The sequence below is a fragment of the Sinomicrobium weinanense genome, from assembly GCF_018863395.1.
Taxonomy (GTDB): Bacteria; Bacteroidota; Bacteroidia; order Flavobacteriales; family Flavobacteriaceae; genus Sinomicrobium; species Sinomicrobium weinanense.
This window is the reverse complement of sequence record NZ_JAHKRR010000010.1, coordinates 113,958-139,853: the sequence shown is the minus strand read 5'-3', so window position 1 is coordinate 139,853 and position 25,896 is coordinate 113,958. Positions and strand designations below refer to the sequence as shown.

16 protein-coding genes are annotated in these 25,896 nt (G+C 44.3%); 7 read left to right on the top strand and 9 right to left on the bottom strand.

Annotated features, from left to right (window positions below; genetic code table 11):
• Positions 1-418 precede the first annotated feature (418 nt).
• Positions 419-2,476, top strand: coding sequence for a Kelch repeat-containing protein (locus KN811_RS19385; RefSeq protein ID WP_187967117.1), 2,058 nt, complete (start codon positions 419-421; stop codon positions 2,474-2,476).
• A gap of 56 nt (positions 2,477-2,532) precedes the next feature.
• On the opposite strand, the gene KN811_RS19380 is transcribed toward KN811_RS19385, so the two are convergent.
• The 4 genes from KN811_RS19380 to KN811_RS19365 form a co-directional block, all read right to left on the bottom strand.
• Positions 2,533-4,425 carry a GxGYxYP domain-containing protein gene (locus KN811_RS19380; protein ID WP_216334960.1) on the bottom strand — a complete coding sequence of 631 codons (1,893 nt, stop codon included), beginning with the start codon at positions 4,423-4,425 and terminating at the stop codon, positions 2,533-2,535.
• 72 nt (positions 4,426-4,497) lie between these two features.
• The gene (locus tag KN811_RS19375; RefSeq protein ID WP_187967115.1) at positions 4,498-6,144 is read right to left on the bottom strand and encodes a RagB/SusD family nutrient uptake outer membrane protein; all 1,647 of its coding nucleotides are present in this window, start codon (positions 6,142-6,144) and stop codon (positions 4,498-4,500) included.
• Positions 6,145-6,155: 11 nt separating this feature from the next.
• Positions 6,156-9,158 carry a SusC/RagA family TonB-linked outer membrane protein gene (locus tag KN811_RS19370; RefSeq protein WP_216334958.1) on the bottom strand — a complete coding sequence of 1,001 codons (3,003 nt, stop codon included), beginning with the start codon at positions 9,156-9,158 and terminating at the stop codon, positions 6,156-6,158.
• 18 nt (positions 9,159-9,176) lie between these two features.
• Positions 9,177-10,112 carry a LamG domain-containing protein gene (locus tag KN811_RS19365; RefSeq protein ID WP_223129432.1) on the bottom strand — a complete coding sequence of 312 codons (936 nt, stop codon included), beginning with the start codon at positions 10,110-10,112 and terminating at the stop codon, positions 9,177-9,179.
• 1,311 nt (positions 10,113-11,423) lie between these two features.
• Between KN811_RS19365 and KN811_RS19360 the strand changes: the two genes are divergently transcribed.
• Positions 11,424-11,759, top strand: a complete 336-nt coding sequence (locus KN811_RS19360; protein ID WP_345725304.1) for a hypothetical protein — start codon at positions 11,424-11,426, stop codon at positions 11,757-11,759.
• Positions 11,760-11,832: 73 nt separating this feature from the next.
• Here the strand turns inward: KN811_RS19360 and KN811_RS19355 are convergent, their stop codons facing one another.
• The 4 genes from KN811_RS19355 to KN811_RS19340 all read right to left on the bottom strand — a co-directional run bounded on the left by KN811_RS19355 (position 11,833) and on the right by KN811_RS19340 (position 18,037).
• The gene (locus KN811_RS19355) at positions 11,833-13,191 is read right to left on the bottom strand and encodes a glycoside hydrolase family 88/105 protein (protein WP_187967449.1); all 1,359 of its coding nucleotides are present in this window, start codon (positions 13,189-13,191) and stop codon (positions 11,833-11,835) included.
• 151 nt (positions 13,192-13,342) lie between these two features.
• Positions 13,343-14,101 carry a DUF6250 domain-containing protein gene (locus KN811_RS19350; protein WP_187967448.1) on the bottom strand — a complete coding sequence of 253 codons (759 nt, stop codon included), beginning with the start codon at positions 14,099-14,101 and terminating at the stop codon, positions 13,343-13,345.
• Positions 14,077-16,755 carry an exo-rhamnogalacturonan lyase family protein gene (locus KN811_RS19345; protein ID WP_187967447.1) on the bottom strand — a complete coding sequence of 893 codons (2,679 nt, stop codon included), beginning with the start codon at positions 16,753-16,755 and terminating at the stop codon, positions 14,077-14,079. Before KN811_RS19345 ends, KN811_RS19350 begins: the two co-directional genes overlap by 25 nt.
• Positions 16,756-16,981: 226 nt before the next feature.
• On the bottom strand, positions 16,982-18,037 hold the full coding sequence (locus KN811_RS19340; RefSeq protein WP_187967446.1) for a GntR family transcriptional regulator: 1,056 nt from the start codon (positions 18,035-18,037) through the stop codon (positions 16,982-16,984).
• A gap of 635 nt (positions 18,038-18,672) precedes the next feature.
• Here KN811_RS19340 and KN811_RS19335 point away from each other — a divergent pair.
• Together KN811_RS19335 and KN811_RS19330 are read left to right on the top strand one after the other, a co-directional pair.
• Entirely contained in the window at positions 18,673-20,145 is a 1,473-nt protein-coding gene (locus tag KN811_RS19335) for a tagaturonate reductase (protein ID WP_187967445.1), read from the top strand.
• Between the two features lie 76 nt (positions 20,146-20,221).
• Entirely contained in the window at positions 20,222-21,838 is a 1,617-nt protein-coding gene (locus KN811_RS19330; protein WP_216334955.1) for a UxaA family hydrolase, read from the top strand.
• Positions 21,839-21,915: 77 nt separating this feature from the next.
• Here KN811_RS19330 and KN811_RS19325 read toward each other — a convergent pair whose 3' ends face one another.
• Complete coding sequence (locus KN811_RS19325) at positions 21,916-22,941, bottom strand: LacI family DNA-binding transcriptional regulator (protein WP_187966354.1); 1,026 nt, start codon at positions 22,939-22,941, stop codon at positions 21,916-21,918.
• Positions 22,942-23,162: 221 nt separating this feature from the next.
• Here KN811_RS19325 and KN811_RS21970 point away from each other — a divergent pair, with 221 nt between their 5' ends.
• Genes KN811_RS21970 through KN811_RS19315 form a run of 3 tightly spaced genes read left to right on the top strand, consistent with a single transcriptional unit; the run spans position 23,163 to position 25,868 of the window.
• The gene (locus tag KN811_RS21970) at positions 23,163-23,600 is read left to right on the top strand and encodes a pectinesterase family protein (protein ID WP_282097931.1); all 438 of its coding nucleotides are present in this window, start codon (positions 23,163-23,165) and stop codon (positions 23,598-23,600) included.
• Positions 23,552-24,145 carry a pectinesterase family protein gene (locus tag KN811_RS21965; RefSeq protein WP_345725293.1) on the top strand — a complete coding sequence of 198 codons (594 nt, stop codon included), beginning with the start codon at positions 23,552-23,554 and terminating at the stop codon, positions 24,143-24,145. The genes KN811_RS21970 and KN811_RS21965 overlap by 49 nt, the downstream gene beginning before the upstream one ends.
• 34 nt (positions 24,146-24,179) lie before the next feature.
• Positions 24,180-25,868 (top strand): glycoside hydrolase family 28 protein, encoded by a 1,689-nt coding sequence (locus KN811_RS19315; protein WP_187966355.1) that lies wholly within the window; start codon positions 24,180-24,182, stop codon positions 25,866-25,868.
• Positions 25,869-25,896: the final 28 nt, after the last annotated feature.

Here is a 25,896-nt window from a genome sequence, read left to right as displayed (position 1 = left end):
TTCAAATGATAAATTGATTGAGGAGCGGACCGCCTATAGTGTTTTTGAATATGAGAAACCGGTTTTTGAGGGAGATTTTGGTATTACATTCAGGCTTAAAATAAATAAGCGTAAGACCTTTGGGCATATTGTTACTTTGAAAGCTCAGGGAAGTTTAGACAGTTATTCCCTGACTTACGTGCACGGTAATGACCAACAATCCACACTGAAATTTAATCAGGTTGGTATCCGAAACCTGTTAACTATTCCGCTCACTGATCAAATATTCTACCCGGGGAAATGGATGACGGTGTCATTGCATTTTGATTCCGCGAAAAAGCAAACAGTCATAAAAATCAATGATCGGGAATACAGGAGCAGGTCCTATTTTTTTGACCGTAAAATACGGCCCGAATTATATTTTGGAAAACATGAAAGCGTGATTGATGTTCCTGATATGAGCATCGCCCAACTGGAAATTGTAAATGCTTCCAGATCTTATGTTTTTCAGTTTAAAGAGAATAACGGAGAAATTGTTCACAACCAAAAAGGGAATGAGTACGGAAAGGTAATCAACCCTAACTGGTTGATCCAGGAATCCTTTCATTGGAAACAGCGGTATTCCTTTTCTTCGGATCAGGTGATAGCCATTTCATTCAATGAACCGGGACAGGAATTTATAATGGTGAGCCAGGACTCTATATTTCGCTACAATTTTGAAAACGGCAGGACGCGGAAAAAAGGTTTTGAAAATAAATTGCCGGTGCCCATGCGATTGGGATGCAGTTTTGTAGACACCCTGTCTAACCGATTGTATGTGTATGAGGTAAATGATGTGGCCAACCATATGTCTACCGTGGCTTCCATGGACCTTGACAGTTTGGTCTGGAGTTCACATAGTACCGTTCAGTTGCCGCAGCAAAGGCATCATCATAATCTTTTTAATGATTTTAAAAATAAAAAGATACTGCTATTTGGCGGCTTCGGCAACCAAAGGTTAACAAACGAATTTAATTTGTTTGATATTGAATCCAATACCTGGGAAACACTATCCTTTGGCGGAGATACAATATCGCCCCGTTATTTCTCCGGAGGCCTTCAACTCAATAAAAATGAAATTGTTTTATTCGGAGGTATCGGAAATCGATCGGGAGATCAAAGTCTTGGAAAAATATATTATTACGATTGCTATAAAGTTAATCTGGAAACTAAAACGATCAATAAATCATGGGACCTCGATAAAAGGGGCAAGGACATGGTTTCGTGCAGAAATATGATCCTTTCTGAGGATGCGAAAAGGTTTTATACGCTTAATTACCCTGAATACATGCCATCTTCATTATTGCAGTTATATGCTTATGATCTGGAAAATGGTACTTCAACGGTTTTAGGCGATTCAATTCCTATTACTTCTGAACGAATAAGGACCAATGCTAATTTATATGCCAACACCATTACCGGTGAGATTTTTTGTGTGGTCCAGGAGTTTGAGTTAAGTGGTGCCAATGAGATAAAAATTTACGCTATTAATAGCCCTCCGGTATCCCGACAGATGATTTATAATTATAATGCAAAGAAAGCCCCTGTTTTTTGGTTTATACTGGTGGCAATCGTACTGATGGTCTCAGGACTTGTATTTATAATATTTGTTTGGAGGCGCAAAAGAAGAAATAACCGGGATATATGTTTTAAACAAGTTCAAAGGCTAAAGACCGATGCCGATAAAAATTATACGGAATCCAATGGCATTAATGCAGTGTGGCTGTTCGGGAACTTTAAGGTAAATTCGGATAAAGGCAAAGATATTTCCTATTTGTTTAGCCCCAATATCAAGCAACTTTTTATTTTGATCCTTATACATAGCGTCAGGGAGCATTCGGCAGGGGTATCTTCCGAGATCATTTATGACGTATTATGGCCCGATAAATCTGTAAAGCATGCCAAAAACCTTAAAAATGTCACATTAAATCAACTGAGAAAAATAATTTCGGAATTGAAAGGGGTAGAAATCATTTATGAACAGAAGAACTTTAAACTGATTTACGAACAGAACTTTCAATGTGACTATTTTGAATTTCTCGAAGCTGTAAAAGGGCTCGATATTTCCATGCCCGAGGAAGAAAATTTGTCCCAGATTATAAAGATCATTAAGCGTGGCAGATTTTTAAAATTTTTAGAGAATGAATATTTTGACAGGGAGAAAAAGGAGCTGGAACTCGAAATATTAAAAGTGATACCTTTAAAGATTAAGAGATCCTATCAATCGAAGAACTATTACAAAACCATCCGGTATTGCGAAGTTTTATTTTATGCGGACCCATTAAATGAACTGGCATTTTATCATAAAATACATTCTTATTGGCACTTAAACCTTAAAGAGGAGGCCAGAAAAAAATACAATGCTTTTATCGTGAAGTACAGGGAATTTCTGGACGATGATTTTCCCTATACTTTTAGCGAAGTTATCAGGGAAATCCCCGGGGATTTACTGTTATAAGGAAAGGGCCGGGGGAGGCCCTTCCCGTACAACTAACTCAGGTCAAAATTTCCGCACTAAAAATAAGTGTTGAGGAATTCTTTTGTCTGTTCCGAGCGGTAATGCATTCGAACCCTCCATATCAGCTCTTCCACATTAACCACTTTGGTGTTGCCCTTAAGTTTTCCGATACAAAGCTGAGCTGCTCCCGGGCCTTTGACATAATTACCGTTATTTTCGCCTACCTCATCCTGGGACTCACCAATATCGGCAAAGCTGCTCCAGGCATGGACAGCGACCAAATTAAACGGGTTTTCGCCAGAATCCGAATTGACCTTGTTGGCAATATAAGTTGGAGTACCTTCATTTTCGTTATTATGATCCCCAAAATTCCAGATCGAATATTTTACGGTGATTATGGGGATATCATATCCTCTGGCGTTGGTCATCCACATAATTTCTCCCTGTCCGCCTGCATAAGGGGTGTATTGCACCGCTATGACGCCTTCCAGCTGGTCATTGGCATCGATATAGGCCTGATAGGCTTCCCGGGCCGCTGCCGAACGGACATCTTTGGCTATCAGCCCCAAAACCTTTACTCGATGTTGACGCATATGGGCGGCAGTGGCCTCTGCTAAGTTTTGTAACTCCGAAGCCCTGCTGCTGTTCATCCCAAAGGTGTCCGCATAGTTGTATCCTCCGCCAAAAGTTTGTACTAAGGTGTTATTTTTACCCTGTCGGTCAAAAAATGCCTGGTTGATATCCGGTGCTATCATGGACAGATTGTCTATCGGAAGACCAAATGACATTTTGGTCCCATTAGCCAGGGGGTGGCTATAGTATTCGCTTCCTCCGAAATCGTTAAGCATCCATTGCACATTGTCGCCATCAGATAAATAGAACGATACATATTTGTCACTGCCATCTTCGAAGTCCATAAATTGAGGGTTTTGCACTTTGGCCAGTCCTGGCTGCCTTTCTTTGTACAAGATAGAGGTCAAACTGGTATTATAGGCCCAATCGTAAGGGACCATTATTTTACCATACTCAGATATTTTACCTACGAATACATCTTCATTGACTCCCTGTTCCCAGCCATAAACAGGGGCATTTGGAGCAAGCCACTCCAGTACTTCTTCAAAGAGCTGGCTGTTTTGTCCGGCGGAAGGGTTGCCATGCTCCTTGTTCAGGTTAATGACAAACAAGTTATTCCTGATGGCAAATTCCCTTAACTCCCCGGTTTGAACCGGCATTACTACCAGGGCCTTATTGTTGCATTTATCCTTAAATTCGTTCCAGGCATCCAAAGTAGTCTTCCGGGTAGCATCATAGGTCATAGTATATCCTGCTTCTTCATAATAATCCTTATCGCGAACATCCACGATGATGGAGTTATATACATGTGAAGCTACGGAGGCCACAATATTGCTTTCCGGGTTGTTTTCCACATCGGTAAGTACATATCCGTCAAAAAGCCCCTTGAGTTGGAGCTCCACACCATCGGTAGGGCCGTAATCATTTCTTGCCAGTTCCAGTCCGCTTTGCAGCCCCTGTTCGTAAATACCGAGTCGTTCCAAACCTGCTTTAGCCAGTTTATAGGATTCTTTTCCGCTGTGGTCGTGTAACCAAACCCCTATTTCACTCTTACCCTGTTCCACTGCACGATTAGCAAGGCCGGCAAGGGATTGGCACAGTAAGTGGTATTGTAGCCCCCGTATTTTTTCGGTCTCGCCTAACTCATTGATATTTCCGATGGGGATTATTTCTACACAACCCCAGTATTTTTTTGGTTTTACAGACATTTCAGGTAGCCAGTACTGTCCCTTGTCACTTACCGGATCATATTGTTCCAGGTATAACCCGGAAGTTGTTTCCTGGTCCGCATAGTCATTGGGGTTTGGGGAGTCGTAATTGTCACAGCCTTTTAGGGCCATTATAATTGCCAGCAGTGATATAAGTTTTGAGATCATTTTTATATGTTTTGATTTCATTGATTTTAAGTTTAATAGTTGCCATATATTAATGTTCAACCTGCGAATGTTTTAATAACCTTCATTTTGGGTGAGGCCATTAACTTTATTAATTTCATCCTGTGGAATTGGACGAACCAGGTGCATATGACTTATATTGTCGTACTTCTGCACAAAGATGTTATATGATCTGGCCCGTTCAATTAGCTTGCCGGTGCGTTTTAAATGAAACCACCTGTCGTGCTCTCCCAAAAGTTCCCTTGCCCGTTCATCCAGAATAAAGTCCAGATCAATAGAAGAGACTTCCATTTGATCTATAAATGAGGGGGTTGAGGCAGCCCTTTTTCTCAATGTGTTAATACGCTCAATGGCTGTAGCGGTATTACCTGCACCCAAATAGGCTTCGGCGCTGAGGAGGTAAGTACCGGATAGCCGGAATATCACATCTTCACGAGAGCCCGGGCCTCCCCATTCGATCCGGGTATCTTTAAATTTTTTTATGATAGGCATTCTATCCGATCCGGTATTGAGCACAGGTAAGGCAGTTGATTGCGGGTACCAGACATATTCATCCTCTTCCTCAAATGGATAATATTGAAGTGCTCCCATATCGTTGCCGGAGCTGTCGTTCCATCTCGGGAAGTATATTCCAAGTTCGCCCAGGTGATCGCTATCGGGATGATTTACGTAGAACTCCCTCTGAAAAGTAGCATCGTAACGTATATCGGCTAATGGATTGTCAAATAACTCGTGGACTTTGGGGTTTACCCAGTAAAACCTTGACATTGCCGAATAATCCTTTTGTACCTTGTCGAACAGATCAGGTTCCAGGGCCACAATATTAAATCCGAATTGTGCCTGCTGCGGGTTGCCTGACCCTGAAAAGTTCCGGTCCAAACCGTATTGAATCGCCCAGATCACTTCTGAATTGTTCTGATTGTTTTCGTCGTATACATCGGCATAGTTATCGAGAAGAGCATATGGGCTATCGGCTCCGTCTATGATTTTATCCAATGTTGCTGCAGCCATGGAAAAATCTCCAGGCTGGGCATAGGGTTTGTAGGCCCTTGTTAAATATACTTTTCCCAGGAGTTGAAGCGCTGCTCCTTTTTGGGCGATACCGGGCTGCGAAACATCCCAGGTAAGTAATTGTACGGTTGCTTCCAGTTCAGCTATAAGGAAGGTATAGATATCGCTTTCCAATGCCCTGTTGGTTGTGGTAATAATTTCGGATTGTTCTTCGGTATACAGGGGCACCGGCCCGAAAGTTTCTACCAGGTAATAATAGGCAAGCGCCCTTAAAAAGCGCCCTTGACCGGTAATTGAATTGAAGGTTTCTTCGGTCATTCCTTCGGTCTCGGGAGTTGTTCTGGTAAGTAAGATATTGGTTTCCTGAACTATTTTGTACAGGTTTCTCCAATAAGGACCGACCACACCGGCTGTGGAATTAAATGAAGCGTCGTAACCATTAAACATCCGTTCGTCCGGGCTTTCGGTTATGGCCAGGTATAGATCAGTCCCGTAGTACTGCAACTCTCCGGTATTAAATACGTTCCTGTATTTGGCATATATATCCGCCAGTAATTTCTCTTGTCCGTCTTTTGTATTATATAAATCGTCCGTAACGGCGGACGGATTGTCTATTTCCAGAAAATCTGAACATGCTGTCGTTACGGCCAGCAATGTCACAACAATTATATTTTTGATTGATCTTTTCATATCTCGGATGGTTAGAAGTTTAAATTAAGCCCCAGTGTAAAGATCATGGGATATAGTGATAATTGAGTATTTAAGTTCTCTCCGATAACCTCAGGGTCAGCGCCTTTGTAGTCCGTAAAAGTAAAGGGGTTTTGAACCATGCCATATATACGTGCTTTCTGAATGCCCAGGGCATTATTCAGTTTTTCATTGGTGGAATATCCCAGTACAATATTTTGGACCTTAACAAAGGTCCCGGACACCTTTCCCAGTACCTGCGTGTAATAGGACTGGGCTCCTATTTCCTGATAGTTGTTGCTGGCGTTTTCAGGATTCCAGTAATTAACATCCAGCTTGTTCCAGTGTTCATTATCCCAGGCAGTAAAAACATAGGTAAAGGGGTCGTCATACAAGCCGCCAACCCGGGCATAAATATCAAAACTGAAATCAAAGTTTTTGTATATCAAAGTATTAGATAGCCCTGCGGTCCAGTCCGGGTTTGGAGATCCCAATATCTGATAGTCCTGTTCGTCAAGATTAAAATCGCCATTGACGTCCTCAACTTTAATATGTCCAACACTCTGACCGTAATCTGCAGCCAGGCCTGTTTCAGATTCCTGCCAAATCCCCAAGTGTTTAAAATCGTAGATAACATTGATCGGTTCACCTATAAACCAGCGGTTTCCAAGATCATCTTGTTGATCTCCATACAGATCCTTGATTTTATTTCTATTCAATGAAAAATTCAAACTACTTTTCCATTGCAGGTTTTTGGAGTCTATATTGACGGTATTAAGACTGACCTCAATTCCTTTGTTGGTTGTGGTACCTATGTTCTCATAGACCGAATCGAAACCATTAACAGTACCCACAGCTCTACTGAAAATAAGGTCGTCAGTGGTCTTATAATACAGATCAACTGAACCGGTCAATCTATTATTAAAGAAACCAAAATCCAGCCCTGCATTGTGTTCAGAGGTCATTTCCCATCGTAGATCTTTGTTCCCTCTTACATTGCCGATACCAAAGCCATTGATCCCGTTGTCGCCATAGGTATACCTGGAGAGATCTAGCTTGGTCCAGGTGATATCATGGCCTAAGTTATTGTTTCCGGTGTTTCCGTAGCTTACCCGTAATTTTAGATCGGTAATAAAATCCACGTCCTTTAGAAACGGTTCGTTCTTTATTTGCCATCCTACTGCTATGGAGGGCATAAAACCCCAGCGATTGTCAGCACTCAATCGGGATGTGCCATCATAGCGACCGGATGCTGTTAGGATGTATTTATCCCACATAGTATAGTTAACCCTGAGCATATATGAGGTCAGGGCAGACTCCCAGTAATAACTCTGGACATCACTTATTTCATCGGCCGTCTGGATCGCATGCCAATCAGAATTGTACGGTAAGCCGTCTCCACGCATTGATGACCCTTTATGAGTGTCCTTTTGAAGGCTGAATAAACCTATTGCATCCAGTTGATGCCCGAAGGCAAACTTTTTCTTATAAGTAAGGATGTTATCCCAGACCCAATTGTTGTTTCTGTTTTCACTACGATAGGCTCCTGCGGGGTTAACACCTCCCTTTTGCTGGGTAAAGGTGCCTATCCATTCCCCGTTAACACGGGTGTCGAATTGATAGGCCAGTTGAGATTTGACCGACAAGCCTTCAAAGGGCTTAACTTCGATGAAAGCGGATAAATTGGCATAGATAGCCTCTGTCTCCCGAATATTGTTTTCATTCTGAATAAAAGGGTTGATTTTGCTAGAGGTGGGTTGAACATTAAAAGCATAGTCTCCATTTTCATCGTATGGACTGACAATAGGAGGAAGGAAGTAGGCGTTGATAAGGGTTTCTTCGGCACCGTGATTAGTGTTGTTCTTTGACAGATAGGTGGTCATTCCGGTTGAAACCTTGTCGGTCAGTCGATGCTCAAGGCCAATATTACCAGTAATACGTTCAAAGCCTTCTTTTCCAATCATCCCATTGTCCTTTACATAGCTCATACCGAACGAATATGATGTATTTTCAGAGCCTCCGGAAGAATACAGGCTGTGATTGGTAACCAGGCTGTTGTCGGAGATTTCCCGAAGCCAGTCATAATATTCCCCATTACGGATTCTGCGTTTTTCATCTTCGGTCAGAAAATCGGTGCGGTTCAGGGATGCATCGCCGTATTTTTTTCTCCATAATGCAATTCTGTAATCCACATATTCCAGGCCATTTCCCTTATTTCCGATCATATCCGGAATCCGGGTTGGGGTTTTAATCCCAACAGAACCGTTATATTCAATTGAGAACCCTTTCTTTTTGGTGGCGCCTTTGGTGGTAACAATAACCACCCCGTTGGCCCCCCGGGACCCATAGAGGGCGGTAGAAGCGGCATCTTTTAAGATGTCTATGGATTCTATGTCCGAAGCATTGATATGGGCAATCCCGCTATAAGAAGGAACCCCATCGATAACATACAACGGTTCATTCGAAGAGTTTATGGAATTTTGCCCTCGGATCTGAATAGACATCCCGGCTCCCGGACGGTTGGACGATTTGGTAACCAAAACCCCCGATACCCTGCCATTCAGAGATTCGGAAATGTTAACGTTATTGGCTTTGACCAATTTGTCGCCAGATATGGCGCCTATGGACCCGGTAACGTCTTTTTTCTCCACAGTACCATATCCGATTAAGACAATGTTGTCTAAAAGCTGTGCATCGTCTTCCAGGGTTACGGTGAGTGATTGGGAGGTAGTGATTGTATACCTTTTGGGTTTCATCCCCAAAAAACTTATAATTAACACTTTTCCCGGAGGGACCTCAATTACAAATTTACCGTCAAAATCAGTAACTACTCCGATAGATGAGTTTTCCACATAGACGTTGGCCTGGGGTATGGGCAAACCATCCTGGGCCAGTACGGTGCCGGTAACTTTAATATTGTTATCCGTTTCTTGAGACCAAATGGCATGCGGTCCCATATACCACAGTACGGTAAAAATGACTAAAAGCCTGTATATGTTATCATATGATGTTTTCATGTCTGGAGGAGATTTAATTTAGTTTTCGATTGGTTTCCATTTGTATTCCCCGACGATTTTGGCAATATGCTTCCCGGTTTTATCCGTAATGTTTTCATCATCTTCCGGAACCATCGTAAAATCCCAGGCACATTCCAGGTCAGCTTCATTACCTGAAACATCGGAATGCATCAGGGAATTGATTTGCTGAACCGACATAGCCGAATTCCAAAAACGAAACTTTTTGATATGGCCGGTCATACACCTGCTTTGATCGGTCGGTTCCTGAAAAGCCCACATGTTGTAATTTCTGGTATTGGGTTGGTAAAGCTGCAGTTCACCACCATCATTATAAATGTCATTGGTTTTACTAAAAAATAATTCTCCGTTGACATACATTCTCAATTGTCCTTCGCTAAGGCTCTGGTCATAGACCATAGCAATATGATTCCATTGTCCGTAAGTTTTCGGATACGGGTTGCCGAATTCAAGGACACGGGACTCCTGTGGCCCCATTCCTAAAGTAGCCCTGAGGTTATCACCCAAAAAATTGATCATCCAACCTTCCTGGGGTTGTCCGCTGTTATCGAAAGTGGCTATAAAATCACCTATACCACTTTCAAAAAAGTTTTCATCATATTTTAGCCAGGCCTCTACAGTAAAGGCATCATCTCCTCCAAAGACGGGGTTGGATCCAAACTCTATCCTGCCTTTTTGATCAATGCCGTAAACGATCAATTCTGCGGGTGTTCCGGGAGGTAGTGTAAGTTGTAATGAGTTTCTGAATTCGGCAATGGCTTTGTTTGCGGTATTGCAATAATTGTCAGCTTCGTATTGCAGGGTAAAATGTCCGGCAAGCCCTTGTGAAATGCCCAATTCCAATTCATCAACAGATTGCAGAAGGGCATCGGCATTTTCCTGTGGATACATACCATCTTCTTCACCTATGGCAGCCGTATCCAGGGTTGAAGTCATAATGTCCAGTTTTTGATAAAGACAATCGAGGTTAACTTCCCTTTTTTCAATTTTGTCATCTTCACTACAGGAGTAATAAATAAGCAGTAAGCAAAAAAACAATGGAAAGCAATTTGTTTTTCGACACATATTAGGTTGGTTTAAAATTAAAATCGCAGTAAATGTATTTTTGGGCAGTTAACTCGGGAATTAATTAGTGATTAATAATCGATTAATTTTCGATTAAATTTATTAACTGCCTTGTATAGGAGGGTGTTTTTTGGGATTTTGATAATGTTTGAAGAGTTTTTTTGGTAGAATCAAAAAATAGTCCTGAGGATAATCGGGATACCCGGATTTCTTCTTTCTAAAATGGAAATAGACAGGGGCTAACGGATGCTTGCATCCATAATAAAATTCCAAAAACGTGTTTGGCATTACCATTTTTGGTTTTTAGCTAATTTTATGATAATACCCAGGGATTTTTAAGGTAGATGCTTCTTCTTATGTTTTTTATCCGGAAGGTATGGAAACATGAATTCGAATTTCTCCGATGGGCTTATAACACTAATTCCGGGAACTATTGCCGGTAAAAATATTCAGACCAAAATACGACTGTAATATAGGGTATATACGCTCAGTTTATCCTGTAAAAAACTTTAATACGAAATTTAATGCGATATCCCTGTTGAACTGTGAAGTATTGAAAAAAGCAGGGGTAATTTTTTATGTTCAACAGGAATACCGTTTTAATTATGGTGTCAAATTGAGGTTAAGACACCTCCCTCTGCTCTTAAGACTGCTCCATTGGTTATAACCGACAGCGGGCTGGAAAGATAGACCGCGAGATTGGCAATCTCTTCCGGTGCAATGAATCGCTGTAGTAAGGAAGTTGGGGTTACACTACTTATCCTTAATCATTAAGATTTTAATTAGTCCTTTTATAGGATTATATTGTATTTGAATTCAAATGATTAAATTTGATGTATAGAAAGCCGAAACAGCCGTTATAGGTGCCCTAATCGGTGTCTTTTTTGAAAGATGAAATATGAACTTCTGATTTTTAACGGGGTGTAAAATGAATTTGAATCCTGTCACCCCGACCAGTATTTACAAGGGTTCAGAGAGTTTTTCCTTGGACCCTTTGTGTTTGTTTGCATACAATTTGCTAATAATTACTTTCAACCCTTAAAGAAGTAAAGAAGGACACCTAAATACCCTACGGAAAGTGCGACGGATTCCTATACCAATCCACGATACAAAACAGACCACCCTTCGGTATTCGGGACTTACGGCATGTTGCCCGGAACTTCCGGCCTGGACACTACAGTCATGCGCCGTACATTTGATCTGATCTGGGAGAACTGGGCCTGGGAAGACCCCTGGGGTTGGGATTTCCCCATGACCGCCATGACCGCAGCGAGACTGGGGATGCCGGAAAAAGCCGTGGATGCCCTGCTCATGGATATACAGACCAATACCTATCTCCCGAACGGTCATAATTACCAGGACGAACGGCTACGCCTTTACCTTCCCGGAAACGGCGGAGTACTGGCGGCCGTAGCGATGATGTGTGCCGGATGGGACAATAGTGAAGATGAAAATCCCGGTTTCCCGAAGAACGGTAAATGGAATGTACGTTGGGAGGGGCTATCCAAAATGCCGTAAAATATATGCAGGTTATTTATCGCAATTTTTACGATTGCGATAAATAACCTGTTGTATATAAAACTATTCCGAATTATTCGTCATGGCCAAGCAATTGTAACGAGCTGTCATTAATTTCAAATTGATGTTTTTTCAGCATATTCAGGACTTCCGCTCCTGCGAGTAGCACGGGGCCATATCCGTGGGCGGCATAGACGTTGACGGGCCTGTAATAATAAAATGCGGGGTCAAAGCCCATTCCCGTTCCCACGCAGGTACCTTCCACCTGGCCTTTTTCGTTCACTTTGGTGGCCACGGCATTCCACCCCAGTAGCACAGCTGGGGCATAAGCGAGTTTATCCACGTATCCCTTATTGATGGCCCGGGCAATCGAATAGGTGTAAATGGCGGTAGCGGAGGTTTCCAGATAAGTGTCAGGGCAGTCCAGGAGCTGGTGCCAGAAACCGGTGCCGTCCTGATAGGATATCAACCCTTTTATATGTGCCCGTAGTATTGTCAACACTTTGTTATATCCCTTGTGTTCCGGAGGCAGTACATCGAGCAGTTCCACCAGGGTCATTACAGCCCAGCCGTTTGCACGGCCCCAGTGAAATTCGGGGTGTACTTTCATGGCCTGGACCCAGCCATGCATGTACAGCCCCTTTTCTTTGTTGAACATACGCTCCGAAAACTGTAATACCTGTTTTACGGCATCGTCAAAATATTTTTTCTCCCCGGTAAGTTTTCCCATTTGTGCCAGGGCAGGAACGCTCATAAAAAGGTCGTCGAGCCAGATGGTGTTGGGCTGAGGGCGGTTGCGGGCCAGGGTACCGTCTTTCAGGCGGAATTCCCTGGTGCTGATATAATCGATATAATGGTCAATAATGGAAGTAAGGCCGAATTTGGCTCCCTGTTTTTTGGCTTTTATCATGGCAGCGCATATCGCCCCGGCATCGTCCAGGGCATGGGGGTCCAGGACGGAGCGTATGGGAGAAGGACTGTCCGGGTCTTTTTTTAACTGCTCCCTGTAGTAAGGGGCGATGTCGGCAATGAGTTTTAAACGTTTGTAAGTATAGTCGGTGTATTTTTGGTCGCCGGTGACTTCTCCTGCGAGGAGCATGCCGGCGTATGTCACTCCCCATTCATAGCTCGTAAGGCGGAAATCTCCAGGGGCGAAAACGGTGTTTTCATTCAGTTGTTTCAGGTCGGTTATTTCCTTTTGTGTTTTCCCGTTCATCAATCTGGCGGGAGTTGTAGCATCCAGGTAGGAATATACGCGGTCGAGTACTTTCAGGACTTCTTTGGCTTCCGGTTTGCCATAGGGTGTCGGGTAGTCCGGTTGCAACAGGTGAAGCGGTGTGTTGGTATCTGTTACCGGTTCCTGCTGTGCGGTTACGGATAAGCCCGAAGCGAGCAGGGATATACATAGAAATGATCTTTTGATAATGGTCATGACAATTGTTTAGTTGGGTTATTTTTTGTTGAATGAGATTGATAAAGATGGATAATGGTTGACGGAAATTCTCCACCTTTTTTCAATCTACCTCAATCTCATTCAATCTTTAAAAAAATGTTCATCTGTTTTTATATTGATCCGGAATCGTTTATTCCGGCAGCTGATATACTTTAAAATCGCTGATCTCCTGCCTGGATTTTACGGTTCTGAAACCGAAATAGCCTTCGCGGAGAAGCCTCGGGTCTTTATAGGATACGATCTCCCTGTTGTTGACAAAGACCCTTGTGGTTCCTTCATAAACCGTGATCTTTATACGATATACCTTGTTGGGCCTTAGCAGGTTTTTTTCATTTTCAAAGTGAGTGAGCAGTTTCCTTTCCCCATCACCTGTATATTTTCGAAACCGGGTGGTGGTATTGTAATTCCCGCCCATACCGAAATAATAAAGGGAGAGGGAGTCGTATTCACTGAAAACACCTGTTCGCGTAAACAGGTCGGGATTTCGGGGATCGGAGGCCATCCAGAACTGGTTGAGGTCAGACAGGCGGTCGTTCCTGCCGTCGTTCACGATTACTTTTCTCCTGTATTCGATGCGTACATTTCCCGACAACTTTTTATTGAACCATACCGTAGCACCATGATCCACGTCTATGACCAGTTTATCCCGCTGGATAGTTACTATCGAGTTTGGCGATGCAGGGGTTTCCACGACCCAGTTTTCCAGGCCGGATCCAAAATTGTCACTATACAGAAGCTGTCCTTTTTTGGTCTGGGAATAAATCGGGAAGGAGAACATTATCAGCAAAAGGACAAGGACGGCTGCGGTTGTTGTAACGGTACTATATGTCTTTCCGGGATTGTTCATGGAATACGCAGTGATCTTTATTCTTTTGTTGCCGGTGTCCACAAGGGATGTTCTTCCGGGATCTTATCCCCGGCCAGTTCCAGTAGCTGAATGGCATTAAGGCTCCATTGAGCTGCTTCATTAGTGCTTATTCCGGGAGTTTCTTCTATGGGTTTGGGAATATGTACACCATCTGCCACCCGGGAATCAAATAATTTTGCACTTTTCTCGTTGAGGAACCAGTCCCAGGCACGTGTTGCAAATTCCTGTTTCCGGGTAATATGGTACATATAGGCGGGAAGCCTGGCATACCATATCCCTGTATGGCCAACTTTTACGGTTTTACCCAGGGCCTTCTGCACTTCTTTCTCAGAAGCTCCCCAAAGTGTACAATACTGTTGCCATAGGACATCCCAGTCCTTGTTGTCCAGAAGTTCCGTAAGTTCAAAGGCCACCTCCGGTCCTCCCATAAGGGCACTCAGGTGGGAATGCCCGATCTTATTGTTCAGCATGTGCATTTGGTTCGTGGCCGGGTCATAACCGAAAGCACCGAGCTCGCCGGAAAAGAACCCGTAGGGCATTTTGGCGAGGCTGTGTATCCCGGAGGTGATCTTATTTCGCCATTTGTTGTCGCCTGTGCGTTCCCATGCGGTCATCCAGTTGCCTGCAAGTGCCAGCCAGTCGGGGCCTATACGGGCGTGGGTGGGATATTCCGTTTTCGGGTATATAAGACGTAACGGGTCGAGTTCTGTCATGGCTCTGTCAGCCTTTTCCGCGACTTCCTGCATGATGTCCCCGGTGCGTTCGTCCGTAGTGAGATAGTAATAAAACCTGCGGGATGCCGCCTGACTTTCCCTTACTTCCTTGGAACCGCACCCCCAGTGGCGGACATTGTGCCGGGAGCCCAGGCCGGCAAGTTTACCGATGTGGTATACATCTACTTCGCTGGTATGACGGGTCATAGCTTCAGCCATCCTGAAAATATCTTTTCTGCCCGTACGGATATAGTTGTACCACAGCCAGAATTCGGAGGCCAGCTCGGTGTTGTCCCAGGCAAAACCACCAATATCGTATCGCCAGGTGTGGCGTACGGGGTCGTAAGAATGCATTACATCCCCGTAATCCCAGAAACCGTACCAGTTGCGCTGGTCGATCTCTTTTTGGTAAAAGCGGATGGCCTGGTTCAGCCTGTTTTCTATCCAGGCCTTTCCCGGGGATGAACGGTCCGGGAGGCTCCAGATACCGAAAACACCGGTGCTGTGCAGGTATTCCGGGGAAATTGTAAGTAGGGGAGGATCACTGCCGATCTCTGCCTGCCGGCTCAATGTTTCGGTGGGAGGCGTTTCACTGTGGGCAAACAGGGTAAGCTCGCTGGTACGGGCAATGCCATAAGGAGTACTCAATCCTTTCTGTACATCTTCATAAGTGGCTTCCAGTCCGTGAGGAATGGTATCGTAATGACGCATGTCCATGGCTTCTGCATAAGGAGACCACAACCAGGCTTTCAGGTGTGCATGGTCTGATGTGGTGTGGCTGATCTCCATGGCCGCGGGATAGGACTGCCAGAAATCTTTGATCCCAATGCCCAGTCCTCCCCCGGTATCTCCGGCAAAGGCATATCCGGCAGATCGTTTCCCTGCGTGTGCGGTGATCCAGGCACTTTGGGGATTGGTACGCTTTTGGACAAGGAACCCGTTGGCCGTGTTTTGTATTAACCGGTAATCGCTCCAGGCCGGCAGGTCTTTTATGAGGGCCTGTTTGTCCCCGGTAAATTGTTTTGTGTTGGCTATTGCCTTTCCCTTAACCTGGTCGGGGAAAACATCTTTGTCATCGATGGAGATCACCCGTCTTCCGGTTAAAGGTCTCACCGGCTCGGCCCACATCCCCCTGTTTTCTCCTGCAAAACGGACGTGGCGGTTGTGTAGTTGTTCCCGCATGGGGATGGAAAATGTCCAGGCCAGGCCCTTGATAAAATCCTTGTGTTCATCACCGTCGTAGGTCATAGTATTGACCAGTCTCACGGCATTGGACCCCGCGTAGAAATACATGCGGATATCCAGTGGAAGCCAGGAGTGATCTCCTGCTTCAGATTTCAGCCTGCCACGAATTCGGACCATGGCTTTTACCGGACCTTTTTGTTCGACGGTAACCTCGTTTATGATACTATTGTATAGTTTTCTTTGCAGTGTGGTTTGGTTTTCATCCAGGCCATCCTGTACAATACATTCTATGCTTCCTTTACCGGCTATCATCCGTCCGTTTATCCGGAGTGAATCGAGCAGAATTGTACCTGTTTTTGGTATTATACAATCCAGTGTCCCGGTGCTTATGCGGATTTTCCGTGTATTTTCAATAAGGTGCACTTCGTTTTCAAAAGCCGTACTTTTTTCACTGATTTTTAATTTCAGAAGTGAGTTGTTCACAGGGGCTACGGTAGCGAAACCACTCCATTTCAGGGAGCCGTCGGGCCAATAGGCGAGAGGCCAGTTTTGCAGGGGCAGGGAAGTTCCGTTTTTGGTTTCCAGGATAAAATGTTGTCCCTTTTGTACCTTTCCCTCAGGCCAGGGAACGCCCCAACTTATGCCTACGGGATTGTCAGGACGATGCTCCTGCAGCCATCGAAGCTCAACAGGGGCTTGTGCAAAGGAGGGAGGGACAGGCCCGAAATTCAGAAGGACGCATAGGGTACAGAAAAATATATGTACATTTAGTTTCATAATACAAGGAAGACGATCAAAAAGAAATTTGTTTCCATGACAAGGTTACGTAAACCGGAATAAAACAGCATCCTGTACTTTCCTGTGTGCCGGATATACATAGAAAAAGAAACGCAGGTTAAGCAAGAATTAAGGATAAATAAACAGGATGCCCTGCGAAGTCCGGCAGTATTTCCGGGTTCTTTCTGTTATGGGGGACAAGTTCTGAAGACAAAAATTAAAAAGCCTACACCGAATTCCTGTCGAGGAAACGGAATGCGTTCTTCACTTTTTCTCTCCGGTTGTTGAGCAGCATATCTGCGGCGGTTTCTCCCATGAGCCTGAAATCCGTACTGATCACTGTAATCCCCAGCAATTCTTTAAGGGGGGTATCGTTATAGGAGATGATACCGATATCTTTTCCCAGTCTTAGTCCCTGTTCCCTTACCTGTTTGACAATATTCACCAGGTCGTTTTCCTCTATGATAATATAAGCGTCATGTGATTGCAGTCCCATATCGTCATAAATTTCATTGAGAACCTCAAAATCAAAGGAATGTTCCACACAGAATTTCCGGAACCCGTGTAATATCCGGAGCGGGTAAGGGTACACGGCCTTTTGCGGATACACCAGTATGAGTTTGTTATAGCTTCGCAGTTTTTCGAGTCCCTTGGTAAGTGCGTAGTAGATGTCGTTTTCAAAATCCTGGTACACGGAAGCGTATTCTCCGGTAATTTCCGGTTTGTCATTGTCCATAAGCAGGAGCTTGTCCTTGGGAATTTTTTCCAGTGCCCGGAGCACTTCGTTCGTATTGCTGATATGCATAAGTTTTTCATTCTTAAAATGGGGCATGATCACATAATAGTCATAGGCACTGATGTTCTTTTCAAGTGTTTTTACAAAAAGCGATTGTTCACAGTGATAAATAAAGAGGTTTGCATGGCCATTTACACCGATACGGTTCACAAACGAATTGTATATCTGCATTTTATAGGAACTCAGTTTATTGATCATAAAAAAGATATTGATCTTTGAAATAAGATCGGTCCTTGCGGTATAATAACCTTTTCCCTTTACGGAAACGATGATCTTTTTCTCTTTCAGCAAACGGTATGCCTTCTCCACAGTATCCCGTGAAAGGTAACATTCTTCGCTCAAACCGTTTATGGACGGGATTTTTTGTCCAATCTTGAGATCGCCCCGGGCAATGCCTTCTATGATAGAATCGACAACCTGCTTGTATTTCGGAACTCTGGATTCTTCATTGATCTTAATGTCAACTAAAGGGGGTGAAATGTTCATAGTTGGTATTTTTTGTGTTAATATATGGAGATCTTATTAAATGATCACGACTAATTTTATGGAATGGTAAAAATAAACATTTTTGTGTGTATTATACACTATACTTAGAGATCTAACAATAAAGTACCGGATCAGTACAGCATAGCATAGGATAGTTGTTTTGTGTATAACGCATATTTTCGTCCATGTCCTGAACAGTAATTTCCATCCATTGAAGAAGTCCTTTTCAGGACGGAGTAATTCAGAGATCTCCACTTCACAGTAGTATTGGTATATCCACTGTCCATAGTGATGAGACGGGTTTCTTTGTATCGGGAATGCACTCCGTGATAAGAGTACAATATTATATGACCATCAACAAAAATGTTTGGATTTCCATGATGTGGTATCTTTTGATCTGCTATCATGCGGACAAAGATAGAATGGGAGAATCCTGACATTTTCAGGGGTCGAAGAGTGACTGCATCCATTGTATGAGCGTCTGTAAAGTGCCTGCAAAATACTGTGTTTTGTGAAGGGGTCCGGTGCTAAAAAAAGTTTTCAATATTGAAAAAGACAGAAATAAAAGAGCATAATTTAATTTTTGTTTTATATTTGTGTAATCGATTGCATTAATTAAGGTATTTTTAAAGAAGATGAAAAATTTGGAGAGAAATAGCCAGGGGCTTAAAGAAAAGCTCCCCGTAAAGATAATTCAGTTTGGTGAAGGGAACTTTTTAAGGGCTTTTGTAGATTATATCATAGATAAACTCAACACCGATGCACAGTTCAAGGCCGGGGTCGCCGTGGTACAGCCGTTGGAAAACGGGCTTGTGGACCTGCTCAATGAACAGGAAGGGTTGTATACCCTGTTTATGAAAGGTGTAAAAAAGGGAGAAGAAATACAGGAGCAGCGCTTAATATCCTGCATACAACAGGGAGTCGATCCCTATGCCGATTTTAATGCGTATATTGAATTGGCTAAAGAAGAAGAATTGCAATTTATAATCTCCAATACTACCGAAGCGGGAATTGCATTCGATGAAAAGGACACACCCGATATGCAGCCACCTTCTTCCTTTCCGGGAAAACTCACCGTTTTGCTGTACGAAAGGTTTAAATATTTCAACGGCGATCCGTCAAAAGGACTTACCCTGATCCCCTGTGAGCTCATCAATAACAATGCCGATGCCCTGAAAGAGGTGATATTGAAATATGTAGACCTGTGGGAGCTTGGTGCCGGATTCAGGAACTGGATAGAACAGCACAACAGTTTCCACAACACCCTGGTAGACCGGATCGTTCCCGGTTATCCCAAAGACCAACTCAAGGAATACCAAAGCGAGTTGTCTTATGAAGACAAACTTATGGTCTCTGCCGAAACCTTCCTGCTGTGGGTTATCGAAGGCGGGGAGGAACTGAAGGCAAAGATTCCTTTGGACAAGGCAGGCCTGGACATCAAAATAGTAGACAGCATACAGCCCTACCGGACCCGGAAAGTGCGTATCCTCAATGGCGCGCACACTGCGATGGTGCCCTTTTCTCTCCTGTACGGCCATGAAACCGTAAAGGAGACCATAGATGATGAATTTACAGGGCAGTTTGTTAAAAACACGGTATTTGATGAGATCATTCCGACACTCCATATGGAAAGGGGAGAGCTTGTGAGTTTTGCGGAAGAAATAATGGACCGTTTCCGGAATCCTTTCATAAAGCATTACCTGTCCAGTATTGCGTTGAACTCAATCTCCAAGTTCAGGGTAAGGGTGCTTCCCAGCCTCACGGAATATTACCGGAGGGAGGGCAAATTACCCGGTCATCTGATCTTTGCCCTGGCATGCCTTATACGTTTTTATAAGGGACAGTGGAAAGGAAAACAGCTCCCCGTGCAGGACAGTGCAGCTATAATAAAGGCCTTTGAAGAAGCCTGGGCACTTTCCTCTTTCCGCGAAACCACAAGCCGTGTATTGGCAGACAACCAATTCTGGGGTGAGAACCTTACGCAAACCGTACCCGGACTGGAAGATGCGGTGGTGATTGCCCTGGAACAGATAGAAAAATACGGGGTCGAAGAAGGATTGAAAAATTATATGAGGTCGCTCGGCATCACGAACAACCTCGTAGGTTAAGGAGTATTAAAGGCATAGGGTCGCAAATGCGGGATTTCCGCTCTCCGGGCCTTACAGCAACTAAAATCGAAAGAAGATGAAGAAGAAATTGATAAAAGTACATCCGGATGACAATGTAGCTGTGGCCCTGTCTGATCTAAGGGCAGGTGAAACGGTGACTTTTGAAGAGCAGGACATTGAGGTGGTTTCTGACACAAAGGCAAAACATAAGATAGCACTGGGAGACCTTGCAGAAGGCGATCGTATACTGATGTATGGCGTGCTGGTCGGTAAGGCCAGTGAAGCTATACCGGAAGGAGGGTTGTTGACCACGGAAAACGTCAGGCACCAGAGCAGTAAGGTTTCTGAAAAGACCGGGACCACTCCCTGGAAAGTACCGGATATAAGCAGGTGGAAAGAGAGGACGTTCATGGGGTATCCTCGTGAAGACGGACAGGCAGGTACGGCCAATATATGGCTTTTCTTTCCGCTGGTGTTCTGTGAAAACCGCAATATAGAATTATTGAAAGATGTCTTTGAAAAGGAATTGTCTTATTACAGGACCGATAGTCACCGTCTCCTGCTTCGCGCCCTGATCAGTGGCAAAGAGGCGGAAACTTCTGTTGTTGAAGAAGAGCAGGGCGCAGGTGTTTTTAAAAATATTGAGGTAAAGTTTATTACCCACCAGGGTGGCTGCGGAGGTATCCGGCAGGATTCCGTAACTCTGTCCAGGTTGCTGGCAGGTTATGTAAACAACCCCAATGTGGCCGGGGCTACCGTACTTAGCCTCGGATGCCAGAACCTGCAGGTCGATATTTTTAAGGAAGCCGTAAAAAAGATCAACCCGGAACTGAAAAAGCCCATTCTCATCTACGAACAGCAGAAAATGGGAACAGTGGAAGAAATGATGAACGTCATTATCCGGGAATCCTTTGAGGCGATAAAAGAAGCAGATAAGATAGAAAGGGTCCCCACTCCTTTGTCCAAACTAAAAGTGGGACTGGAATGCGGCGGTTCCGACGGTTTTTCCGGAATATCGGCCAATCCGGCATTGGGCTATGCCTCGGATTTGCTGGCTGCATTGGGAGGATCCCCTATTCTTTCCGAATTTCCTGAATTATGCGGGGTAGAACAGGAACTGGTAAACCGCTGCGTGGAACAGGAAGATGCAGACAAGTTCCTGTCGTTGATGAAAGCCTATGAGAGATCGGCAGTGGATGCCGGTTCGGGATTTGACATGAACCCTTCTCCCGGGAATATCAAGGACGGACTGATCACCGATGCCATGAAATCGGCCGGAGCAGCTAAAAAAGGAGGAACTTCACCGGTGACTGCCGTACTGGATTATGGCGAATATGTGTCCAAACCAGGGCTTAATCTTCTGTGTACTCCGGGTAATGATGTGGAGAGTACCACAGCCCTTGCCGGATCGGGAGCAAACATTATTGTGTTCACCACCGGACTGGGTACGCCTACCGGAAACCCGGTGACCCCGGTGATAAAAGTGTCTTCCAATTCCGAACTCGTAGAGAAAATGCCGGATATCATAGATGTGGATACAGGCGGTATTATAAAAGGAGAAAAGTCTATTGAAGAAATGGGGGAGGAAATACTGGATTATATCATACGTGTGGCCGGTGGAGAGGAGAAGACCAGTGCCGTGAAACTCAACCAGAATGATTTTATCCCCTGGAAACGGGGAGTGTCTTTATAAAGAGAATTGACCCTGGGCAAAAACGGCGGTGTGATTTAATGTCTCCTTTTTATGGTGATGTTTAGCGAACAATTGAATTATTTCTTCTTAAGGCGGTCTGATGAATCCCGGATAACCAATTGTGGTGAAAGTACAACCTTCTTTTCTATGGTCACCGAGATCTCTTCATCGATCTGTTCCAGAAATACACGGGCTGACATTTTCCCCATTTTTATGGGGGTCTGATCCACGGTAGTCATGGTAGGCTCGGTGTATTGTGTAAAAGATTCATTACTGAAACCGGAAATACAGATGTCATCCGGAACCCTTATCCCGGTTTTTTTCAGTTCCTGTACCGCCCCCAGGGCTGTAAAGTCACTCGACGAGAATATTGCATCGGGGGGAGAGGGAAGCTGCATAAGTTTTTTCACTGCGGCAGTGCCGGACTCCACTTTACTGTTGGTCCGGATGATGTAATTCTTGTCAATCGGTAGGTTATAATCAGTCATTGCCCTTAAATACCCATTGTAACGGTCTTTGTATATTTCCAGGTTGATGTCACCCAAAAAATGGGCTATTCGCTTACATCCCTGTTTGATGAGATGCTCTACGGACATATAGGCCCCGTTGAAGTCGTCTATGGTCACGGAACTTACGCCGGGGATGTTCTTTTTCCGGTCAAAGAACACCAGGGGTATTCCCTTTTGCAGTACCCGGTCGATATGGCCCGTATCCTTGGTGTTTTTGGAAACCGACATAAAAATACCGTCCACCTGGGCATTGAGAAGGGTATTTATGTTCTGGACCTCGCTCTTGGCATCGTCACGCGTCTGGCAGATGATAACGTGATATCCGTGAGGATAAAGCTCTTCTTCGATCCCCCGGATCACCGAAGAGAAAAAACTCCGGTTCATATAGGGGACCAGTATACCCACAGTATTGCTTTTTCCACTCTTCAGGGCCAGGGCCAGGGTGTTCTGTTCATAGTTCATCTCCTCAGCGGTCTTCATGACCAGTTCCCGGGTTTTAAGGCTGATCTTGGGATTGTTGTTCAGTGCCCGGGAGACCGTAGCTGCACTAATATTCAGTTTTTTGGAAATATCATATATGGTAACCTTGCTCATCGTATATACTTTATTCAGTAACCTTGGTTCCGGATGGATCTTCAGGGCAAATATCCGTAAAAAAGTTAATTATCATGCCCTAATCCCTGAACCTCCTACATTTATATATCATGATTTTGGGATCGCACTCACTATTTTTTTAAAATTCCAGATAAAAAAATGGTATGTTTTGTAAAAAAGCATAATTTAGTGCAATCGATTACATAAATTTCATAAATATAATGAATTCTTTCAAGACAAAGTATGGTTTAGCTGCGGTTTTATTACTGTGGTGCATTTTTTTCGTGCAGGGTGCTTCCGGGAATAAGGTATATGACTTTGTGGTGGACCAGAGTGGGAAGGGGGATTTCACAACGGTACAGGAGGCTATCAATGCTGTACCGGATTTTAGAAAAAAGGAGACAAAAATATTTATAAAGAACGGAAAGTATAAGGAAAAACTGGTGCTGCCGGTTTCCAAGACCAACGTCACTTTCATTGGAGAGAGTATGACCTACACCATACTCACCTTTGACGATTATGCTTCCAAAAAAAACATTTTCGGTGAAGAAATGGGACTACGGGGTCTTCATCCTTTTTTGTTTTTGCAGACAATTTCAAGGCTAGGAATATTACCTTTCAGAACAGTGCCGGGCCTGTTGGTCAGGCGGTGGCCATAAGAATAGAGGGGGACAGGGCTGTTTTTGAGAACTGTAAGTTCCTCGGCAACCAGGACACCTTGTATCTTCACGGAAAGAAGAGCAGGCAGTACTATAAGAACTGCTACATAGAAGGTACGGTAGATTTTATCTTCGGATGGTCTACGGCGGTTTTTGAGAATTGTGTTATCAACTGTAAGGGAAAAAGCTATATCACTGCGGCCTCGACCCTGGAAGAGACTCCCTACGGATTTGTGTTCCTCAACTGCAGGATCACAGGAAGAGGGAATAGACAATTTTATCTCGGCAGGCCATGGCGCCCGCATGCCAAAACCGTGTTCATTAATTGTTATATGAGCAGGCATGTAAAACCCGAAGGATGGCACAATTGGAACAAACCCGAAGCCGAACACACAGCTTTTTATGCGGAATACAATTCCAAGGGACCGGGAGCCAACACTGGGGAAAGGGTACCCTGGTCCTATCAGTTAACCGACCAGCAGGCAGAAACCTATACCGTGGAGAATATACTGAAAGGAGAAGATGACTGGAATCCAGTAAAATAAATTATACCGTAAAACCAAAACTTCGATATATATAATGTTTACAATAAAAAAAAGACAGTTATTGGCCGTATCATTTGCCTTGATTATGGCTTTTGCAGCAGAGAACAAGGCATTTGCCCAGCAGGCAGGCATCTACGATGAATTGGAATTTAAAATGCCTGAGGTGAAGGAACCCCGTTTTTCCGATTATAAAGTCAATATTGAGTTTTTCGGGGCCGAAAGCGGCGGGGTGGTGAAGAACACCAGGGCCTTTGCCAATGCCATTGACCATGTGTCCGAAAAAGGAGGGGGGACGGTAGTGATACCCCGGGGAATGTGGCTTACAGGGCCCATTACCCTGAAGAGTAATGTAGAATTGCACGCCGAAGAAGGCGCATTGGTGATCTTCAGCGATGATTTTAGCGATTATCCCCTTGTAAAGACCAGTTTCGAAGGCCTGAACACCTATCGCTGCATGTCTCCGATAAATGGAAGGAACCTGGAGAATATCGCTATTACCGGAAAGGGTATATTCGACGGGAACGGCGATGCCTGGAGGCCGGTGAAGAAAGGTAAAATGACAGAAAGCCAATGGAAACGGAAAGTACAATCGGGCGGAATGCTCAGTGATGACGGCAAGGTTTGGTACCCCTCCGGGAAATCTAAAAAGAGAGATAATAAAGGCAATTTTAATGTTCCCGATTTCAAGAGCAGAGAGGAGTTCGAAACGGTCAAAGATTACCTTCGTCCCGTAATGCTCAGCCTGGTAGGTTGTAAAAAAGTATTACTGGACGGCCCTACTTTCCAGAATTCCCCGGCGTGGAACCTGCATCCGTTGATGTGTGAAGACCTCACCGTGCGCAATCTTACTGTTCGGAATCCCTGGTATTCACAGAACGGGGACGGGTTGGACCTGGAATCCTGCAAAAATGTGGTTATCTATAACAATTCTTTCGACGTGGGAGACGATGCCATCTGCTTTAAATCGGGCAAGAACAAGGATGGCCGGGATCGCGGAATACCCACGGAAAATATGATTGTAACTAACAATACAGTATATCACGGGCACGGGGGTTTTGTTATCGGGAGTGAAATGTCCGGAGGAGTAAAAAATGTTCACGTGAGCAACTGTACTTTTATCGGCACAGATGTGGGGCTCCGCTTTAAGAGCACGCGTGGCCGCGGGGGTGTGGTGGAGAATATCTATATTTCCGATATCGATATGAAAGATATTCCTACCGAGGCCATCCGGTTCAATATGTTCTATGGTGGCAATTCCCCCCTGCTGGAAGAAGATCAGGAAGCGGAGACCGAATCCAGGGATGAAAACCCGGTACCTGTTACCGAAGAGACTCCGGCCTTTCGGAATATCTACATGAAGAATATTACCGTGGTGAATTCCGAAACGGCAGCATTTTTTATGGGGCTTCCCGAAATGAAGCTGAAAAACGTACACCTCGAAAATGCGTACCTGGAAACAAAAAAAGGCATTACCGCTATTGACACCGATGGGTTGTCTCTCAAAAATGTGACCATTGCCAATGAGGACGGTGTGCCGTTAAGCATATATAACGGAAGGAATATAGAACTGAAATCGCTGAAGACCGCAAAAACGCATAAACCCTTACTCAAAATAGCCGGCAGGGAAAACGCTGTGATCTCCATTGAGGCCAGCGATATTACTGCAGACCGGATATCCTATGGCAATGATGAAGCCAAAAAGGCAGTGAGATTTAAAAAATAATGACGGCGGATAACAGAGAGGAGGATAC

Coding starts and splice junctions, on each gene's coding strand:
- KN811_RS19340 (WP_187967446.1), bottom strand. CDS start 18,037: ATGAACATTTCACCCCCTTTAGTTGACATTAAGATCAATGAAGAATCC.
- KN811_RS19370 (WP_216334958.1), bottom strand. CDS start 9,158: ATGAAAACATCATATGATAACATATACAGGCTTTTAGTCATTTTTACC.
- KN811_RS19330 (WP_216334955.1), top strand. CDS start 20,222: ATGAAGAAGAAATTGATAAAAGTACATCCGGATGACAATGTAGCTGTG.
- KN811_RS19380 (WP_216334960.1), bottom strand. CDS start 4,425: ATGATCTCAAAACTTATATCACTGCTGGCAATTATAATGGCCCTAAAA.
- KN811_RS19355 (WP_187967449.1), bottom strand. CDS start 13,191: ATGACCATTATCAAAAGATCATTTCTATGTATATCCCTGCTCGCTTCG.
- KN811_RS19375 (WP_187967115.1), bottom strand. CDS start 6,144: ATGAAAAGATCAATCAAAAATATAATTGTTGTGACATTGCTGGCCGTA.
- KN811_RS19315 (WP_187966355.1), top strand. CDS start 24,180: ATGTTTACAATAAAAAAAAGACAGTTATTGGCCGTATCATTTGCCTTG.
- KN811_RS19325 (WP_187966354.1), bottom strand. CDS start 22,941: ATGAGCAAGGTTACCATATATGATATTTCCAAAAAACTGAATATTAGT.
- KN811_RS19360 (WP_345725304.1), top strand. CDS start 11,424: ATGCGCCGTACATTTGATCTGATCTGGGAGAACTGGGCCTGGGAAGAC.
- KN811_RS19365 (WP_223129432.1), bottom strand. CDS start 10,112: ATGACTTCAACCCTGGATACGGCTGCCATAGGTGAAGAAGATGGTATG.
- KN811_RS21970 (WP_282097931.1), top strand. CDS start 23,163: ATGAATTCTTTCAAGACAAAGTATGGTTTAGCTGCGGTTTTATTACTG.
- KN811_RS19345 (WP_187967447.1), bottom strand. CDS start 16,755: ATGAAACTAAATGTACATATATTTTTCTGTACCCTATGCGTCCTTCTG.
- KN811_RS19335 (WP_187967445.1), top strand. CDS start 18,673: ATGAAAAATTTGGAGAGAAATAGCCAGGGGCTTAAAGAAAAGCTCCCC.